15 protein-coding genes are annotated in these 19611 nt (G+C 50.0%); 10 read left to right on the top strand and 5 right to left on the bottom strand.

Going from position 1 to position 19611, the window contains the following annotated elements; all coding sequences use genetic code 11:
* Positions 1–180 precede the first annotated feature (180 nt).
* The gene (locus ACN4EK_RS01675) at positions 181–1461 is read left to right on the top strand and encodes a HEAT repeat domain-containing protein (RefSeq protein WP_431655622.1); all 1281 of its coding nucleotides are present in this window, start codon (positions 181–183) and stop codon (positions 1459–1461) included.
* 130 nt (positions 1462–1591) lie between these two features.
* The gene (locus ACN4EK_RS01670) at positions 1592–2218 is read left to right on the top strand and encodes a HEAT repeat domain-containing protein (protein ID WP_431655621.1); all 627 of its coding nucleotides are present in this window, start codon (positions 1592–1594) and stop codon (positions 2216–2218) included.
* 113 nt (positions 2219–2331) lie between these two features.
* Here the strand turns inward: ACN4EK_RS01670 and ACN4EK_RS01665 are convergent, their stop codons facing one another.
* Entirely contained in the window at positions 2332–4512 is a 2181-nt protein-coding gene (locus tag ACN4EK_RS01665) for an amylo-alpha-1,6-glucosidase (protein WP_431655620.1), read from the bottom strand.
* A 223-nt stretch (positions 4513–4735) separates the two neighbouring features.
* Positions 4736–5701 (bottom strand): TIGR03885 family FMN-dependent LLM class oxidoreductase, encoded by a 966-nt coding sequence (locus ACN4EK_RS01660; RefSeq protein WP_431655619.1) that lies wholly within the window; start codon positions 5699–5701, stop codon positions 4736–4738.
* Between the two features lie 179 nt (positions 5702–5880).
* On the opposite strand from ACN4EK_RS01660, the gene ACN4EK_RS01655 reads away from it, so the two are divergent.
* The 3 genes from ACN4EK_RS01655 (at position 5881) to ACN4EK_RS01645 (ending at position 11206) form a co-directional block, all read left to right on the top strand.
* Positions 5881–6114: a helix-turn-helix domain-containing protein gene (locus ACN4EK_RS01655; RefSeq protein WP_431655618.1), complete on the top strand. Its 234-nt coding sequence runs from the start codon at positions 5881–5883 to the stop codon at positions 6112–6114.
* A gap of 12 nt (positions 6115–6126) precedes the next feature.
* The gene (locus ACN4EK_RS01650) at positions 6127–9927 is read left to right on the top strand and encodes a PAS domain S-box protein (protein WP_431655616.1); all 3801 of its coding nucleotides are present in this window, start codon (positions 6127–6129) and stop codon (positions 9925–9927) included.
* 268 nt (positions 9928–10195) lie between these two features.
* A complete protein-coding gene (locus ACN4EK_RS01645; protein ID WP_431655615.1) occupies positions 10196–11206 on the top strand; it encodes a response regulator in 1011 nt (336 codons plus the stop codon).
* A 62-nt stretch (positions 11207–11268) separates the two neighbouring features.
* Here the strand turns inward: ACN4EK_RS01645 and ACN4EK_RS01640 are convergent, their stop codons facing one another.
* Both ACN4EK_RS01640 and ACN4EK_RS01635 read right to left on the bottom strand, forming a co-directional pair.
* Positions 11269–11856 carry a Uma2 family endonuclease gene (locus ACN4EK_RS01640; protein ID WP_431655614.1) on the bottom strand — a complete coding sequence of 196 codons (588 nt, stop codon included), beginning with the start codon at positions 11854–11856 and terminating at the stop codon, positions 11269–11271.
* Positions 11857–11900: 44 nt separating this feature from the next.
* Complete coding sequence (locus tag ACN4EK_RS01635; protein ID WP_431655613.1) at positions 11901–12605, bottom strand: glutathione S-transferase family protein; 705 nt, start codon at positions 12603–12605, stop codon at positions 11901–11903.
* 238 nt (positions 12606–12843) lie between these two features.
* On the opposite strand from ACN4EK_RS01635, the gene ACN4EK_RS01630 reads away from it, so the two are divergent.
* Complete coding sequence (locus ACN4EK_RS01630) at positions 12844–13848, top strand: mechanosensitive ion channel family protein (protein ID WP_431655612.1); 1005 nt, start codon at positions 12844–12846, stop codon at positions 13846–13848.
* Positions 13849–13859: 11 nt separating this feature from the next.
* Here ACN4EK_RS01630 and ACN4EK_RS01625 read toward each other — a convergent pair whose 3' ends face one another.
* The gene (locus ACN4EK_RS01625) at positions 13860–15119 is read right to left on the bottom strand and encodes a PAS domain-containing sensor histidine kinase (protein ID WP_431655611.1); all 1260 of its coding nucleotides are present in this window, start codon (positions 15117–15119) and stop codon (positions 13860–13862) included.
* Positions 15120–15256: 137 nt separating this feature from the next.
* On the opposite strand from ACN4EK_RS01625, the gene ACN4EK_RS01620 reads away from it, so the two are divergent.
* From ACN4EK_RS01620 to ACN4EK_RS01605, 4 genes are all read left to right on the top strand, one after another.
* The gene (locus ACN4EK_RS01620; protein WP_431655610.1) at positions 15257–16021 is read left to right on the top strand and encodes a response regulator transcription factor; all 765 of its coding nucleotides are present in this window, start codon (positions 15257–15259) and stop codon (positions 16019–16021) included.
* A 242-nt stretch (positions 16022–16263) separates the two neighbouring features.
* Complete coding sequence (locus ACN4EK_RS01615; protein ID WP_431655609.1) at positions 16264–17835, top strand: ABC transporter substrate-binding protein; 1572 nt, start codon at positions 16264–16266, stop codon at positions 17833–17835.
* 14 nt (positions 17836–17849) lie between these two features.
* On the top strand, positions 17850–18680 hold the full coding sequence (gene ntrB, locus ACN4EK_RS01610) for a nitrate ABC transporter permease (protein WP_431655608.1): 831 nt from the start codon (positions 17850–17852) through the stop codon (positions 18678–18680).
* A 2-nt stretch (positions 18681–18682) separates the two neighbouring features.
* Positions 18683–19558, top strand: coding sequence for an ABC transporter ATP-binding protein (locus tag ACN4EK_RS01605; RefSeq protein WP_431655607.1), 876 nt, complete (start codon positions 18683–18685; stop codon positions 19556–19558).
* The last annotated feature ends 53 nt before the right edge of the window (positions 19559–19611 follow it).

The raw sequence follows: 19611 nt of genomic DNA, 5'->3' as shown, positions 1-19611 counted from the left end.
ATTTCTCCCTATTGTGCAAACCTGGAGGTTCTTTAACTCTTTGCTTTACCGAGGCAGGTTGAGTGATCAGCAAAGAACTTTCAGGCTTGTTTTATGGTGATTTACCTGTGCAGATGTTGATCTCTTTCCAGGTAAACAGCTTCAGTCATAATTGGTTTATTGGAATTGCAGTCTTGATGTATGGATAAGCGCTTTTTTAATCTATTTAATTTAACTGAAGAGCAAGCGATCGCTCTATTAGATACTCCACAAGCCCAAATCAGTGAGCATGATTCACGCTATATTGCCGCATCTCATTTAGTCAACTTTCCAACCGAGCGATCGATTCAAGCATTAATCCGGGCGGTTCAGCAAACGGATGAGATGCTAGAAAATCGGATTGTGCGGCGGAAGTCTGTCGAAACATTAGGACGGTTACGAGCCAGACAAGCGCTACCTGTGATTTCCTCCTGCCTGAGTGATGAAGATTGTTACACCGTAGAAAATGCCGTTTGGGCGATCGGGGAAATTGGGACTCAAGATCCGTTGATCCTGGAGATGATCACTCGCCTGCTCGATAAACCGGGACAAACCTATCGAGTGATTATCCATACATTAGCTAAACTGAATTACCAACCCGCATTGGCACGGATTCAGCGGTTTACGAATAACCCAGATTTACCGACCGCGAGTGCGGCGATTACGGCAGTCTGCCGACTCACCCACGATACAACTCAAATGGCACAGGTTGTCGCCATGCTACAGCATCCGAATGTGTTAGCTCGGCGGTTATCCATTCAGGATTTAATTGATGCCCAATATTACGATGCCATTCCCGATATCGCTCGGTGTCCGGTATCCCTCGTGTTTCGCTTGCGGGGAATTCGCTTACTCGCAGAGTCAGGATTTGCCAACGGTGTACTGACCTTCACTAAAATTCAAGCGTATCTAGAGCAAACCTTACGCGATCATCCCCAGGATTTGCGATTAGTCCATAGTTACGATCGCCTCCCAGAATTATCCGTTTTAATTCGAGAATTATACGAAACAGATTTTGGTCGTTGTTATCTAGCCACTAAAACCATTCTGGAGCATTACGCGGATACTGCTCCGACAGCGTTGTTTGCCACCTATGCGGAGGAAGCCTGTAATGACTACGGGGCACACTTCCATGTGGTTAAACTATTGGGCTGGCTGCAACATTTACCAGCTTATGATCTATTGCTGGAAGCCTTACATAATCGCCAACCCCAATTTCAAAAATCTCGGGCTGCCGCCGCGATCGCCTTAGGTGAACTTGGTGATCCCCGCGCCATTCCTGAACTACATGCCTGTTTAGACAGTACCATTTGGGATTTGCAGTATGCGGCATTAATGGCACTGGAACAACTGGGCGATCGCAGTGATCACACAAATCTCATGGATGCCGATAACTGGTTTATTCGAGAAAGAGTCCAAGCAAACCTAGCGGTAATCAATTAAGCTATCAGAACTGAAATCTGCAATGATAATATAAATAACTATGAGTAATTAACCTGTATAGAGATATATCCTCTACAGAATTGTTGCCCAGACAAAACCTCTTTTAGCTAGAATCTCTCCGGATCAATCGATGTCTACAGAAGCACTGTTTCAACAACTAAAACATCCAAATCCTCATCTACAAGAGCAAGCAATGTGGGCAATAGCTGAAAACCGGGATGAGACAACCATTCCGCGATTAATGAGTCTTTTGGATGAAGAGAATACAACCTACCGACGGGCAGCGGTGAAAGCCTTAGGCGCAATCGGGGCTGATACCGTTCCACCATTAGTTGAGGCATTACTGCACAGTGATAATGTGACGGTTCGGGGTAGTGCCGCGAAAGCCCTGGCTCAAGTAGCGATTAATTATCCTGAGGATCCCTTTCCAGCACTAGGTGTTGAAGGGCTGAAAATCGCGCTTAATGATCCCAATCCTGTTGTCCATATTGCCGCTGTCATGGCAATGGGTGAAATTGGGACTCCAGTGGTGAATGAGTTGATCGAAGCCTTACAAACTACCCAAAATCCAGCGTTAGCCATCTCGATCGTGAATGCGCTAGGTTCGATCGGGGATGAACGAGGGGTAGATGTCCTTACTATGCTAATTCAGGATGAATCAACGGACTCCTATGTTCGCGAATCGGCTACTAGTGCGTTAGCTCGCTTAGAAATGACGACGAACTTCCAACAACGGAGTTTTTCAGCGTCAAGTTAAAAAGTTACTGCAATAGTCACCCACTCTCTCCCTCATTCTACTCTCCTGATCAGTAGATATATCGGCGGATTTCTCGCCGTTCCTGTGCTTGAGCCATTGCAATGATGGTTGAATTAATGCTGTTGCAGAATAGGTTGAGACAACGAATTGATCCAGGGTTGCCAGGGTTGTTGTGTGATTTCAATCTGCCCCGATCGCACGACTGCATCCCAGCAAGTGCGATCGCCTTCACGCCAAAAGGTCAAATCAACGCAGGCACCGCCTACTTTCAGATTGCGGAGGGTAACATCAGGCAACCACTCAGGTAATACCGGATCGACCTGCAAGATTCCATGGGGAGCATCTGCCTGGAGTCCCAGTAGGGCTTGCAGTAGTTGAAACACGGATGCCGCTGCCCAGCCCTGAGGCACGTTTGCCTGCTGGTAGGGCGCGGGGAAAGCACCGACTGCACGGGATACTCCGGAGTACAGTTCCGGAATACGGTAACTGGCAAAATGTTGCGCCGCATTGAAAATTCCCTCGGCAACCTGGGCAACCTCTGTCGTTAAACCATACCGTTTCAAACCCAGGGCAATCAGGCTGTTGTCGTGGGGCCACACAGAACCGCGATGATAGGAAAAAGGATTGTAGGCAGGGTTGGTAGAGGAAAGGGTACGAATGCCCCAACCGCTCCACATATCAGGCTGCAAGAGTCGCTTCGCCACCTGCTCTGCCCGATCGCGCCGAATTATTCCACTCCAGAGGCAATGTCCCGGATTGGAGGCGATCGTCGCCACAGGTTGTTTATCCGGATCCAGGGCAAAGGCGTAGAACCCTGTATCCTCACACCAGAATTGTTTTTCAAACTGAGTCTGTAAGCGAGCTGCTTTCTGGTGCAGTTCCTGACTGCGATCGCCGTCGCCCAACACTTCAAACGCCTCTGCCATCCGCATCCAGGCATCAAAGACATAGCCCTGTAGCTCACACAGCGTTTTTGGAGCTTTTACCTGACTGCCATCGGGATACACCACTGAATCGCCGGAGTCTTTCCATGCCTGGTTTTCAATCCCTGCCGAAGACCGCATCTGGTATTCCTGGAAGCCATCGCCATCAAAGTCACCGTACTGATCAATCCAGGTGAGGCAGCGATCGATCACGTCACGATAATCTCGTAACAGTGAGGAATCCCCCGACCATTTCCAGACTTCATGCAGCGTAATCAAAAACAATGATGTGGTATCGGCTGCACCGTAGTAAGGCGTGTGGGGAATTTTCCCCAACTGTGCCAGTTCCCCCATGCGAATTTCGTGGAGAATCTTTCCCGGCTCCGCATCCTGCCAGTCATCGTAGTCGGTTGCCTGGAGTTCCGCTAATTTCTGTAAACACCCTTTGGCAAACCCCGGATGCACAATCATGTTTTGCAAACTGATGATCAAACTATCGCGCCCAAACAGGGTGACAAATTTAGGCACACCCGCTGCCGGAATCCAGACATTGGGGGCAAAGTCATAGTCATACAGTCGCATCGCGCCCAGGTCATCGATCGATTGGCGATACAATTGCACCACCGACTCCTGGGAAGAATCCAGATCCGTAACTGTCTGCTGCCACTGGTATTGTCCATCCTCCAGTCCGTTGGCGATCGCCTCCTGGTAACTGAGTGCCAATGGCTTGCGAGTGTGCTGGTGATCCGTCAGGATATAGTGACTACAGGCGTGCCAGGTGGCTCCCGGTTCTAACGTAATTTCAAAAACAATCCGTCCATTGCCATAACAGGGCTGTAAATCACAGTCGGTGACACGATACATAAACTGACGACAGTAATCGCCGTTCGTGTACAGGGTTCGCAATTCCCGTTTTTCTTTAATCCACCGGGTTTCAACCTGTCCCCGGCGCACCACTTGTTGAGATTCAACTTCAAAAATATCGGCAAAGTCCGATCGTAGAGCAATCTCTAAATTGAAATGAACGGGTTGCAAGCCATAGTTAGTCAAATCCAGTTCTTCTCGAATGCCCTGACTGGCAACCCGACTGATGATGAGTGACAATTCGTTTTCGGCGATCTCGCGCTCATTGGTACTGAAGGTGGGATTAAACAGATAAATGCGCGAGGCATAGTAAGCCGTTGTTGCAGAGGATAATCGCTTCCAGGAGTTGCCATCCACATAGCAGGCGTAATAGCTGAGAAAGCGGGTGTCGTCCGTAAAGATGCCCTGTTGACCTGTCGTGGGATCAATGTTGCCACTCAGATCTGTCACCATAAAAGTGCGACCGTGGTTAATAGTTAAAACAGGTGGCCCAACACTAATTTGCATAACTTGCCTCTATGAGAATGACTCATGGGAAATGCCATAACGAAATGCAGCCATCATCACAAACCTGCGATGGATTCTGTCTCCTAGCCTCGATCGCAAATGTGACGAGAAAATGACATCCCATATAAAATTTGGTTTGACAGTATCACTATTTCAAGTTTCTTAGAGCTATGAAAGTGTGTTAACCACCCTGTCAACAACTGACCTACTAAATGCCGCGTCTCTACATGAACTTTATGGCAGGTAAAACTTTTTCACCAAACAGTTCAATAAAGGGAGTTTGTTCTCGATTGACATTATGTAAGGAGATAGTTTGGAACCCTAATGCAATATCTTTCTGGAGCCATGCAATATACTGCTGTGGATCACTGGAGATGCGGACGTATTCGTACATATCCTCCGGTTTAACAAAGTCAGCAGCGGCATCAAACTGTTGCGGATTCCGCAGTTCTGCTAACACGGGGCTTTCAAAAATATTGGTGCGCCACTGATCATAAGCTCCTTGCAAAGCAACATCCTGGCTCTGGGCATAGGAAAGTTGCACCTTCAAATACATGGGTTTGTGCTGTCCCCCGCCCCGTTGAAAGGCTTCCACCACCTGTTTCAATTTGTCGTAAGGCTGGGAAATGGTAATTAAGCCATCCGCCCAACTTGCAACCCATTCGGCGGTTTTAGGGGTGATGGCGGCTCCCATAATTTGGGGTGGGGTGGGGGGACGGGTATAAAGTTTGGCTTCTTCCACCGTCACCAGACCATGATGAGTCACGGTTTCCCCGATCCACAGTGCCCGCATTATATCGGCACATTCTTGCAAGCGGGCATTTCGATCGGCTTTGATGGGAAAGGGTGTGCCCGTAATGGCTTCGTTTAATGCCTGTCCACTACCCAACGCCACCCAGAAGCGATCGCGAAACAGTTCGGCTAATGTGGCGGCAGCCTGGGCAATAATCGCTGGATGATAGCGCTGTCCAGGGGCACAGACAACCCCAAAGGGCAGGGAAGTAGCCTGCATCGCAGCCCCTAACCAGGACCAGGCAAAGCCGCTTTCTCCCTGGCGATCGCTCCAGGGATGGAAATGATCGGAACAGGTGATGGCTGTAAAGCCAGCCTGCTCGGCGCGTTGGGCATACGCTAACAGTACGCTGGGTGGAAATTGTTCATGGGAAGCGTGATAAGCAAACTGAACCATGAGAAATAACGATGCGATCGTTTTCTCTTCCACGTTTAATCACAAATGTGATCGGAAAATGACATGTTATAAAAATCTTCTAGCGGGGCGAACCGCTGATTAAACCTTTATGCCTTGCGACGGACGAGCGATCACCATACCACATGGTATAGCTACTTAGAATAGTAATATCGTGTTCTATGCCTAAAATTGACCATCCTCAGTTCGCCAATCTTGTGCGGGAAACGCGACAGCGTTTGGAACTCTCGCAGGCAAGATTTGCTGCGAAGTTAGGGGTTTCATTTCAAAGCATCAATCGTTGGGAAAATGGGCGGACGAAGCCCTTACCTATTGCATTGAAACAGATTGAGTCCTTACTGCATCAGATGGGCGAGGCAGGTCAAGATTTGCTGGTTAAGTACTTTTCAGAGTGAGACGGGGACTCTATGACCGATCATCTCCGCCGCTCTATTTCATCAGATGATGATTCATCTCAAAACCTGCCTCATGGCATGGCGGAAGCCCATGCCCCAACAACCGCAGACGTAGCCAATTCTCCAGAACAGCAGCCGGATTTAGCCCTAGACATTCAGGTACGGCAAATCCTGGATAGTAGCGATGACTGTATCAAGGTATTGGATTTGGGGGGGCGAATTCTGTTTATGAACCGAGGGGGGCAGGTGTTGCTGGGCATCCAGGATGTAGCACCCTGGCTCAACACCTCCTGGATAGAGTTTTGGCAAGGAGCAGATCAGCAAGCGGCACGCGAGGCGATCGCCCAAGCCAGGGCAGGTGAAGTTTGCACCTTTCAAGGCTATCACCTGACATCCAACAGCGAACCGAAGTGGTGGGAATGTAAAGTTAGCCCGATGCGAGGAGTCGATGGGCAAGTTGAGCGGCTACTGTGCATCTCGCGGAACATCACTGAGCGCAAGCAGGTTGAAGGTCAACGCCAACAAGTAGAAGAAAAACTGCGGGAGTCGGAAGAGCGGTATAGAGCCATTATTAATCAAGCTGTGACAGGTGTTGCCTGCACCGATCTCGAGGGCAACCTCACGTTGGTCAATCAGAAGTATTGTGATATCACTGGCTACTCAGCCGATGAACTGAGGCAGCGACGCATGCAGGACATTACCCATCCTGAAGACTTGCCCCGTAATGTTGAACTGTTTCATCGGATGCGGACTGACGGCACACCGTTTGAAATTGAGAAGCGCTATATCCGCAAGGATGGCTCGATCGTCTGGGTCAACAATAGTGTATCGGTGATCCGCGATCGCAATGGCAAACCGCAATCAACAGTCGCGATCGCGTTAGACATTACCGAGCGCAAACGCCGTGAAGCCCATGCCGCCTTCCTAGCTGAGATTGGTGAAGATCTCTCGCGGCTCTCGACTGCCAATGAAATCATGCAAACGGTTGGGGCAAAGATTGGTGCCTATTTGCAGATTTCGACCTGCAACTTCACGGATGTCGATGAAGCCCACGATCGGGTGACCGTTCATTACGGCTGGAGCAGTCCAGAGGTGCCCAGTACAGTAGGCACGTTTCGCACATCCCAATACCTGAGCCAAGAGTTTTTACAAGCCAGCCGGGCGGGAGAGACGGTTGTGATTCGTAACACGCAAACAGACCCGCGCACAGATGCCACAGGCTACGCGGCACTGAATATGCATTCCTTCGTTACGGTGCCGTTTCACCGCAATGGCAAGTGGACTCATTACATCGCCATCTGTCACTCGCAACCCCGCGATTGGCGGGATGATGAGATCCAACTGATTGAGGAAATCTCAAACCGCATCTTTCCCCGTCTGGAACGTGCCCGTACTGAAGCCGCCCTGCGCCAAAGTGAGGAGCGGTTTCGCACCGTCACAGCGACCGTTCCCCAACTGATTTGGACGGCAATGCCTGACGGGCGTGTGGACTACCTGAGTGACCAGTGGGCAGACTACGTGGGTCTGCCGCCAGAGCAATTGCATGGTTGGAGTTGGCAACAAGTTACCCACCCGGAAGATCTGCCCAATACAGTCCGGGACTGGCAGCATTGTCTTCAGTCGGGCGAGCCGCTAGAAATTCAACATCGATTTCGCCATCGCACTGGGGAATGGCGCTGGCAGTTAGTGCGTGGTATTGCCATTAAGGATTCAACTGGGAACGTCAAAAAATGGGTCGGCACCTGCACCGACATTCAGAGTCAGGTCGATATTAAAGAAGCATTGCGTAAGTCAGAAGTCAAATATCGATCGCTGTTCGATTCCATTGATGAAGGCTTTTGCATTATCGAAGTATTGTTTGATGCCGCCGGAAATGCCTTTGACTACCGCTTTTTAGAAGCGAATGCTGCCTTTGAGAAACAGACAGGGCTGGTGGATGCGATTGGCAAAACCATGCGAGAGTTTGCCCCCCAGATGGAGACGCACTGGTTTGAGATTTACGGCAGAATTGCACTAACAGGGATACCAGAGCGGTTTGAGAACACGGCACAGGAATTGAGACGGTTTTATGATGTTTACGCCTTCCGTATGGGTGAGCCCCAGGAGCGTAAGGTAGCGGTTCTCTTCAATGACATCAGTGAGCGCAAGCGCATCGAAGACGAACGCAAACGGGCAGAACAGGAGTTGCGAGAAAGCGAGGAGTGGGCACGCTTAGCGATCCAGGTTGCCAGATTAGGCGGGTGGCGGCTGCATCTGGATACTAGCCTCGTTGAAATGGACGAGCGGATGCGGGAAATTTGGGGAGAGTCAGAGGATATGGTAATGGTTCCTCTACCGCAGGTACTGGAGCGGATGCACCCGGACGATCGCAAACGAGTCGCTGCTGAGGTGAATGCAGCGATCGACCCTCAATCGACTGGAACCTATGAGATTGAATATCGCATTGTGTGGAATGACGGCACCGAACGATGGGTGTTGGCTAAAGGACAAGCCCAATTTGCAGGAGAAGGGGAGTCTCGCCGAACGGTTGATTTCTTTGGCACATTGCTGGACATTACCGATCGCAAACAGGCAGAAGTTGAACGAGAGTTGTTACTGCAACGGGAGCAGTTAGCCCGCGAAGAAGCCGAACAAGCGAACCGGATTAAAGACGAGTTTTTGGCAGTGTTATCCCATGAACTGCGATCGCCGCTCAATCCCATCCTCGGTTGGTCAAAATTGCTCCAGAGTGGCAAGCTAGACCAAGCTAGGACAGCCCAGGCATTAGCTACGATCGAACGAAATGCCAAACTGCAATCGGAATTAATTGAAGACTTGCTGGATGTATCGCGAATTTTAAGCGGTAAATTGAGCCTCAATGTGGCTCCAGTGAATCTTGCTACTAACATTCGGGCAGCGATGGAAACGGTACGGCTGGCGGCAGAAGCGAAATCAATCACAGTAGAAGCAACGCTTGCACCAGATGTCGGAATGGTTTTGGGTGATTCTACTCGCTTGCAGCAGGTGATTTGGAATCTTCTTTCCAATGCAGTGAAATTTACTCCAACGGGGGGAAGAGTTGAAATCAGGTTGTCATTCATCACTGCTCATACGTCACGCATCAGTCCCGACGGACAAGTGACACAGGACAAGGAACTAACAACACATTACGCTCAAATCACGGTCAGTGATACAGGACAGGGAATTATGCCCGACTTCCTGCCCTACGTGTTTGACTACTTCCGCCAAGCAGATGCGGCAACCACTCGCAAATTTGGTGGTCTGGGATTAGGATTGGCGATCGTGCGTCATTTGGTTGAACTGCATGGAGGAACGGTGAGAGCCGACAGTTTAGGAGAGGGACAAGGAGCAACCTTCACCATTCGGCTCCCACTCTTACACAGTCCATCACAAGCAACCCAGGATGGGCGATCGCCGCAACTGCCCCTCGATTTAAGCGGCATCAAAATTCTAGTTGTGGACGATGAAACCGATACCCGAGAATTGGTAGCGTTTGTTTTGGAGCAGCAAGGGGCACAGGTAACCACCGCAACTTCTGCCCATGAAGCACTGCTAGTGCTGCCTCAAGCCAAACCCGATGTGCTACTGAGTGACATTGGGATGCCAGGGATGGATGGTTATATGCTGATCCAGCAGGTAAGAACGTTAGCCCCTGATCAAGGGGGACAAATTCCGGCGATCGCTCTAACTGCCTATGCTGGAGATACCAATCAACAACAAGTGATTGCCGCAGGCTTCCAAAAACACATCTCAAAGCCCATCGAACCCGAGGAGTTGGTGCAAGCGATCGTTCACTTAATTCGTTCTACCTAGCTGCCATCCGCTCGAAGAAGCGGCACTCTGACAATCAGGTTGTTCCCCCCCCTTCTCCTACACTTTCGACCTGAATTGCGCCGCTATAAAGTTCGATGCCGTGGAAATTAGCTTGACGATTACAGTTGCTATAGTTTCTCTATGACTGATTAAGGTAAGGAAAATTTCTTACTCGAAGTTTTCTGGGCGGCTTTTGAGAGTGCAATGCTTGAAGCAGGTGTCTGGGAGATGGCTAGCAGAAACCTAATTACTGGGAAGCATGTGTGATATGAATGACGAGCAGGCTGAACATCATCTTCAGTTCCTTAGACAGCAAATTTTAGCTTTACGGAAGGGAAGTAGCGTAGATTGGGAGACCGTGGATGCGGGGCTAGAAGATTTGCAGGTGCTTTATGAGCAGATGCAGACGAACATAGAAGCAGCCGAGGTTGTTCAGGAGGAACTGCTGCTGCTGAAGCAGTATTATCAAGATTTGTTTCAGTTTTTCCCGATCGCGTCCTTAGTGACCGATGCCAATGGGGTGATTCTGGAGGCAAATCAGACGCTCTCTCAACTGCTAAATGTGTCTCGTAACTACTTAATCGGTAAACCTCTGATCGTGTTTATCGCCGAGGGCGATCGAGTTGCCTTTCGGACTCATCTCCATCAACTGTCTCAAAGTACGGGCACTCAAATCTGGCAACAGAGCTTGCATCCTCGAAATGGTACACCCATCATGGCTGAGTTGCAGGTGGCAATTACCCGTAACATCGATGGCTGGATTGAGTACCTGCGAATTGGTGTGTATAACTTGAGTCAATCTCAGTCAGTGATTTCCCACTCGCAGCAACGGGAACGTCTGGACAGGGATTTAGGAACAGGAGCACTAACTGGGTCGCAATTGCCTGCGTCGCTCGACGGCTTACGGGTGCTGGTGGTGGATGATGAAGCCGATGCTCGTGAATTTGTCATGGCTGTGCTGGGGGCGTATGGAATTCATGCCAGGGCGGTTGCCAGTGCGGCTGAAGCGTTAGCAGAACTAGGACAATTTCGTCCAGATGTTTTACTGAGTGATATTCGTATGCCTGACGGAGATGGCTATAGCCTGATTCGGCAAATCCGCGCTCTAGAGGCTGATTACGGTAGGCATCTTCCGGCGGCTGCCATGACTGCCTATGTAGATGAGGATCGAGAAAAGGCGATCGCGGCTGGATTTGAAGCGCATTTACACAAGTTAGCTCAACCCACTGATTGGATTGCCATCGTGGCTGAATTGGCAGGGCATCCCTGCAATCGGTAGTACAGGTGGGAATGGGATCTCACTCTTTGCTGAGACTCTCCTTGATACCTTTAAAGCATCCTCTAAAACGTACTGGCTAAAATTTGCGCCACGGTTAACGTCAACTCAGGGAAAGTTTGGGACTGAATTATGAACTCTCCTGTAAATACAGTGTCGTCGTAGCGACCTTCATTTAACTGGCAAATCGTCACTGTTGCGGCTAATGGGTCAACAATCCAATATTCTGGAATCTCCAACACACTGTATTCGCTATATTTGGCGCGGTAGTCTGCCGATCGAGTGGATTCGCTTACTACTTCCACCACTAACAAGGGGGGTGGTTCATTTAGATCAATCACCGCTTCCCGGTCTGCCATTGCTTCCCATTGGGCGATCGACAAAACAGTCACATCTGGAATTCTGGAGGTATCCCAACGTCCTCCCCGAGGCGATCGTACCCCAATCCGCATATCTTTGGCAGTCCACGGCAATCCCAATCGGCGAATCTCCTGCTTAAATTGGTCATTCAGGAACTCGCTAATGGCTCCATGCTTCCCCGTTCCTAAACTCATCGGAAGTAGCTCTCCATCCACAAGTTCATAACGGGTGTCTGTGCCATCATCATAGTTCAGGTATGCCGCAAAACTGAGCTTCTGCGTTGTTGTGGTCATGGCAAGCTACCTGCAATTGGGGGAGTAGTTTTATTTTAGACCGATTACGACTGGCTATAGAATTGCTCTTTGATGCGGTGGCAGTAGGCTGAGAGATTGCTTAAGGCTTCAGCCCGTTCTTTCAAAGGCGACTCAATGGGTGCCCAGAGAATATTGGTAAGCAACCCATAGGCGGCAGCATCCACACTAGTCGGGCGATCGCCCATTAAGAATGGCTGATCGGCTAAAAAGTCAGAGAGGGCCGTTAAATCCGTACTACCAATCTGATAAATTTCTGCTGGCGTATGCCGACCGATGCCATGCCCTTTGAGACTCTGCAACATTTGCTGGCGAACTTGTCTTGGCACAATAGTTTTCAGCACAGGGGGAAGATTAGAGAAATAAGCGGCTTTCACCGTTTGCCAGTTTCTGGGATCTTGCCAACGGCTATAGACCGCTACCCAATACAGGTTTTCCTCAATTAAGCGCTGCATTGCCAGGGCGATCGCGCGATCGCGATGGTTCAAGTGCTGATCCAGTGGATCTCCATAGGTGGCTTTCAAATACTCAATAATCAAATTCGAGTCTGCAATGGTCTTGCCCTGATCAGTAATGTAGGGCAGTTTGCCCTTGGGAGCCTGACTTAAATCAGCATTGGAGGCAAGTTCAAACGGCAGTTGTGCCATGCGCAGGTAGGTTTCCAACTTGAGACAGAATGAACTGGTATTCGGCAATCCCCAATCTGGGGCAAATTGATAGAGCGTGATCATATCTATCTCCTGGGCATAAGTGGGTCAGCGATCGCCGTAACGTGCTTTATTTTAGAGCAAACGTACTATTTGATCCAGCCTTGCATCAATCACAATGAGAGCCGCGATCGTAACTCCTATACAGACAACAAACTCCACCTGACAATTCCGGATTTCCCGGATTTACAAACCAGAGGTAGAGGTGCATTTGAGAGCATTCGGCTAATATCGTCAGCGATGCATCAGTTGAAGTGGATTCATGAACATTCAGATATCCGCTGCTTGGGAGAAGGTACAAGCCATGATCAATGGTTTTATTGCCCTCATGCCCAATGTAGTGCTGGCACTAATTGTCTTTGCGATCTTCTTTGCGATTGGCGGCACGATTCGCCAACTGGTAAGACGCTTCACCCGCAACCGTCGCCATGCCCGTAATTTAGGACTAATTCTAGGACGATTGGCACAATGGACAACAATCTTAATCGGACTCTTTATTGCCCTATCGATCGTCATTCCGACCTTGCAGGCAGGTGATTTAGTACAACTTTTGGGAATTAGTGGGGTTGCGATCGGGTTTGCCTTCCGCGATATTCTGCAAAATTTCCTGGCAGGAATCCTGATTCTGTTAACGGAACCTTTTCAACTGGATGATCAAATTGTTTTCAAGGACTTTGAAGGAACCGTTGAAAATATTCAAACCCGCGCTACAACGATTAGAACCTATGATGGTCGCCGGATTGTCATTCCCAATTCCGAGCTATTTACTAATTCTGTCACCGTCAATACCGCCTTTGAACATCGCCGCTTACAATATGATGTTGGCATTGGCTATGGGGATGATATTGATGAAGCAAAACGTCTAATTTTAGAAGCCATTCACGAAACGGCAGGCGTATTACAGAAACCTGCTCCCGATGCGATCGTCGTTGGTTTAGCCGAAAGTACCGTCAACATTCGTGCCCGTTGGTGGGTGCAACCGCCGCGTCGGGCTGAAGTTTTGGATTTACAGGATAAAGTATTGACGGCAATTAAGCGGAAACTAACGGCGAATGGGATTGACCTACCTTTCCCGACTCAACAGATTCTTTTCCACGACCAAACCGAAGAAACCGATGGCGATCGCTCCCGCCAACGGGAGGGCTGGCCGGCTGGTCAACGAGAGGTTCCCCAACCCCGGAGTATTGGCGGCTCCCTACGGAAATTGGCGGAGATGCGGGCGCGTCGGGAGGGCAATGGTCATGCGCGATCGAGCCAGGACGGATAGCACATCACGGTTTAACCAAGGTTGCTATGGTAGTGCAGGGGTAAGGTAATCGTAAATGTCGTCCCTACATTCAAACTGCTATCAACTTGAATTTGTCCATTGTGTAAATCGACAAACCGTTTGACGATGTTTAGTCCCAAGCCTGTGCCGGGAATATTACTGACATTCTTACCGCGATGGAAGGGTTCAAATACATAGGGCAAATCCTCGGGCGGAATGCCAATGCCTTGATCAATCACCCGCAAGATTACCTGTCCCTGTCGCTTCAGGAGTTGCAGTTTAATTGGGGTACGATCGCGGGAATAGCGGATAGCATTAGACAGAACATTCGTGAGGATCGATCGCAATAGTTTTTCATCTAATTCGGCAACTAAATGACGATGCCGACTGATCACCATACAGGGTTGCCAATCGGTGGTTAACTGCATTTCTGTAACCAATGTTTGACAGAATTGTACCAGGTCGATCGGTGTTGGTTGAATCATCAACTTATGAGCTTCAATTTTGCCGATCACTAAAATGTCATCAATCATCTGGGTCATCCGTTCCACATCCGTTTTGATGCCATGCAAATATTCGCAGCGATGCTCAGGAGATAGTTGGGCATCATAGCGTTCTAATGAGGAGGAAGCTAACAAAATGTTATTCAGAGGATTGCGAAATTCATGACAAACCATCGCCACAAACCGGGACTTCAGTTCACTCAGTTCTTGCAATTGCTCGTTTGCCTGTTGTAATGCGGCGGTGCGATCGCGAACTTTTAGCTCTAACTCTTCATTGGTGCGTTGCAATAATGCCTCTGCCCATTTGCGTTGAGTAATATCCTGAAATGCAACAACAGTGCCAATCACATTCCCCTGTTGATCCTGCATGGGAGTGCTAATATATTCCACCGGGAAGCTAGAGCCATCCTTCCGCCAGAATACTTCGGTATTGGCACGATGAATCCGCCCATCGCGAAACGCGGCATAAATGGGACACTCATGTTTAGGATAGGGGTTACCATCGGGTTTAGAGTGATGTAATACCGCATGCATTGACTGACCAATCAGTTCACCAATTTCCCAGCCAATCATATTCGCGGCGGCCGGATTCACAAACGTGACTTTACCGTCTACATCCAGCCCATAAACGCCTTCTCCCACGGCATTCAAAATCAATTCATGCTGACGGCGCAGAATATCTAGCTCGGTTTCAGTCGGCTGAGGCGAAACTGCCAGGGACGCTTCGATCGAGTTGGTTAACGATTGTGACCAGTAGTACTGCCGCATGGGGTCTAAATCACTGAAAATAGCGCGATCGCAGAAGGTCTGTATCCTACTACACTACCGAGTGCTTTCGGTACAGCTAAAAACAAGGATTAGAGACTACGCTACATCACTCAGGGCGTTCTGTGAATCAGGCAGCGATGACAAAAGTGTTAGTGATTGACGACGAGGCGCAAACCCGCAATATGTTCATGCGGTGTTTAGCGTTTGAAGGATTTTGTGCGATCGCCGCCGAGAATGGTGCGATCGGAGTGAAGCTGGCTCAGATGCACCTGCCTGATTTAATTGTCTGCGACATTATGATGCCGGATATGGATGGCTATAGCGTCCTATCGGCAATTCGTCACCAGCGATCGACTGCCGCAATTCCCTTGATTTTTCTGACGGCAAAAGTGACGATGACCGATCTACGGCAGGGCATGGAAATGGGGGCAGATGATTACCTGACGAAACCCTGTAGTGTCGAGCAATTTCTGGCGGCGATCGCGACTCGTCTAGAACGCCAAGCCCAACTGCAACAGCATTTCAGTACGCCGTCCGTAGACAGTTCACCAGATCCCGAATTCTTCCCGGACTGTCCGCGTCTGGCTGCGGTATTCACATTTATTGAAGCCAACTATCACCAACCGATTAGCCTCAACGATGTCGCGAAGGCAGTCGGCTATTCTCCAGCTTACTTGACCAATCTGGCACAGGAGTTAACGGGATATAGCATCAAACGCTGGATTACCGAACGACGGATGGCACAGGCACGCCAGTTGTTACGGGAAACCGATCAACCGGTGCGACAGATCGCGGAAGTGATTGGTTATCCCGATGTCGGTTACTTTACCCGCCAATTTCGCCAGTTGCATGGCGATCCGCCCCAGTCCTGGCGCAATTCCCTAAGGTTGCGATCGGCTTAGGATTGTGGATTTTTTAAGTAGCAATTTTTACCCTCACCCTAGCCCTCTCCCTGGGGAGAGGGAATCCGCTTTCTGGCTCCCTTCTCCTGTGGGAGAAGGGTTGGGGATGAGGGCGCAAGAGCAAGAGCGAAAGAAAATCCCATTCGGGCGAAAATAACTCCAATGCGATCGCTGGCAATCCCCTGGTATGTTGCAAGGCAACAGTAGCGAAGTTTTATTCTCATTGAGAGGCGGAGCGGCGTATGGTATCAGTGGATGTGCGATCGGACATAGAGTTAAGTCGTTGTCCCTGTGGGGGCAGCCACTTTCCTCAGGATCACTGGCAAGCGGCGGAAGGGATGCCGACCGATCCCGCCGAGTTAATCAATGACCTGATCCGGATGGGGTTGTATCAGCCGGAGGCGCTAGAACTGGCAAAGACCTTGACCGAACTGGAGATGAAAGAAGCGCTGCTGCTGCGGCAGGTCGGGGGTGGCAATCCGAAACGGGAGCGGTTCTGCCGAGAGCTGATTCAAGCGGCGGGTGGGTTGGATCAAGTTTTTGCTGCTGCCTTTGGGGTGCATGCCACAGAGTTTTTTAGTAGCGCTATTCGTAGTAGCGACTTTAGTCGGCGCGAGTTTTTGAAACGAGTGGCAGTCGCAGGAGCGCTGGTGGCAGCGGCGAGTTGTGGTCAGCAACAGTCCAATTCTCCAGCAGAACAGTCCCCAGCCGCCAATGCTCCGACCAATTTAGAGAAGAAAGATTTGACGATCGGCTTTATTCCGATTACCTGTGCCACGCCGATCGTCATGTCTGAGCCATTGGGCTTTTATAGCAAGTATGGCTTGAATGTGAATGTGAAAAAGATGCCGAACTGGGCAGCCGTCAGGGATTCGGCGATCGCGGGTGAGTTAGATGCCTATCACATGCTGTCTCCCATGCCGATCGCGATTACGATGGGCTTGGGGTCGGCAGCATTCCCAATCAAACTGGCTAGCATCGAGAATATCAATGGGCAAGCCATTACCGTTGCCTTAAAACACAAGGATTCTGTTAAAGAACCGAAGGACTTTAAGGGCTTCAAGATCGGCGTACCGTTCCCCTTCTCCATGCATAATCTGCTGATCCGCTACTACCTCGCGGCTGGGGGACTCAACCCCGATCAGGACGTGCAAATTTTCCCGGTGCCGCCCCCCGATAGTGTGGCAAAAATGGCGGCGGGTGAGATTGATGCCATGCTGATGCCCGATCCATTCAACCAACGGGCGGTGTTTGAGCAAGTTGGCTTTATTCACATGCTGACCAAAGACCTCTGGGATGGACATCCCTGCTGTGCCTTTGCCGCCAGCCAAAGCTGGATTGATGCGAACCCCAACACCTTCCGGGCAGTGAATAAAGCGATCGTGGATGCGGCTGCCTACGCCAATACACCTGCCAATCGTCCGGAGGTGGCTAAGGCATTAATTGAACGTAAATACCTCAACCAACCCTTGCCGGTAGTGGAAGCCGTCTTAACGGGTAAATTTGAGGATGGCTTGGGCAATACCCAGGAGGTTCCCGATCGCATTGGGTTTGACCCCTATCCCTGGAAGAGCTTTGCCAAATGGATTTCCTCACAACTGGTGCGTTGGGATTTGATGCCCCCGGATAAAGCTGACTACAACAAAATTGCTCAGGACATCTTTCTCACCGATCTAGCGGCGGAGTTGCAGAAAGAATTAGGGCAAACCCCACCCACAGAAACCGAACGCACCGAAGCTCTGAAGTATGACCAGTTTGATCCCAAAAATCCGGCTGCCTATGTAGAAGCCCAAGTTAAGCAGTTCAATGTGTAACCAGGTCTATCGCCATGACACAGGAAGTTTTACCGTCTGCCAGACCCCGACCCAAACCCCTTACTTTCAATTCAGATCAACGGGCATTTGTCCTATTCATTGTGATTCTGCTGGCGTTTCTGGGGCTATGGGAATTGGGGGCTAGAACCAAAATATTTCTCCCGATCATGCCCTCTGCCAGTCAGACAATCAGCGATGTCTGGTTCTGGATTTCCGATCCCTTTTTTGACAATGGCCCCAATGATCAGGGGATTGGGTTGCTGTTGATGACCAGCTTACGCCGCGTCTTGACTGGATTCCTATTAGGCTCCGCGATCGCCATTCCCCTGGGGATCTTAATTGGCTTATCCCAAGTGGTTGCCAAAGCCGTTGATCCGTTTATTCAAATTCTCCGACCTGTCTCTCCCCTGGCCTGGTTGCCGTTAGGACTAGCCCTTATGCGAGATTCCGAGAAAACGGCATTGTTTGTGATTGCGATTACCAGCATTTGGCCGACTCTGATCAACACCAAGTTTGGAGTCAGCAATGTTGACCCAACCTACATCAATGTGGCTCGTACCTTAGGAGCCTCCCGGTGGCGCACCATTACCAAGGTGATTTTGCCTGCTGCCGCTCCCCATATTGTGGCAGGGTTACGGATTAGCCTCGGTATTGCCTGGTTAGTAATTGTCGCGGCCGAAATTTTGCTCAGTGGTGGCATTGGCTACTTTGTCTGGAATGAGTGGAATAACCTGAAAATTACCAGTGTGATTACCGCCATTCTGGTTGTCGGCTTAGTGGGTCTGGTAATGGATCGCTTATTTAGTCTGCTGCAACACTGGGTGTCATTTGGGCAGAGGTCTTAGCGATGTATGACTCTAAAACTATGGTTTCCTCAATTAACACATCCGTTGCTCATCTCTCACTGCAACACATCTCTAAGGTGTTTCCGGGACGCAGTAGCCCCGTCGATCGCTTACTCCGACGCACTTCTAAAGAGTTTGTCGCCCTCGGCAATATTGATTTAGATGTGGCTCCAAATACCTTCGTCTCCATTATTGGACCTTCAGGGTGTGGCAAGTCCACATTACTGAATATCATTGCTGGTCTATCCCAACCGACGACGGGCAGTGTCACCATTAATGGTCAACCTGTAACTGCTCCTGGCCCCGATCGCGGAGTTGTCTTCCAGAATTATGCGCTGATGCCGTGGATGACCGTTGCCGAAAATATTCAGTTTGCGGTGGAAACCGTTTACCCGATGATGGCGATCGCGGAACGTAAGGCAATTATTCAGGACTACATTGCCTTAGTGGGGCTGCGGGGAGCGGAGGGTAAACATCCCCATGAACTCTCGGGTGGCATGAAGCAGCGGGTGGGTATTGCCCGCGCCTTAGCCATCAATCCCCAAATTCTATTGATGGATGAGCCATTTGGGGCGTTGGATGCGTTAACTCGCGGCTTCCTGCAAGACGAGATCGAGCGGATTTGGGAGCAGGAGCGCAAAACCGTAATTCTGATTACCCACAGTATTGAAGAGGCGCTGCTGTTGTCGGATCAAATTGTCATGATGACTCGTGGCCCGGCGGCTGAGATTGCCCAGGTGTTAGATGTCCCCTTTCCCCGTCCCCGGAAGCGGGAAGAACTGGATCAATATCCGGGCTACCACGCGCTTAAAACAGCGATGGAACAACACCTTTCCTATGAAACCCGGGCAGTGGAGGAGTCCCGAGTCAGAAAATAAGGGAGTTTCTTCCCTAAGTTAGCTACCGGATACACACATTTCTGCAACCCCAA

The sequence above is a fragment of the Pantanalinema rosaneae CENA516 genome (assembly GCF_050753385.1).
GTDB classification, from domain to species: domain Bacteria; phylum Cyanobacteriota; class Cyanobacteriia; order Leptolyngbyales; family Leptolyngbyaceae; genus Pantanalinema; species Pantanalinema rosaneae.
This window is presented reverse-complemented; position numbering and strand designations above follow the sequence as displayed.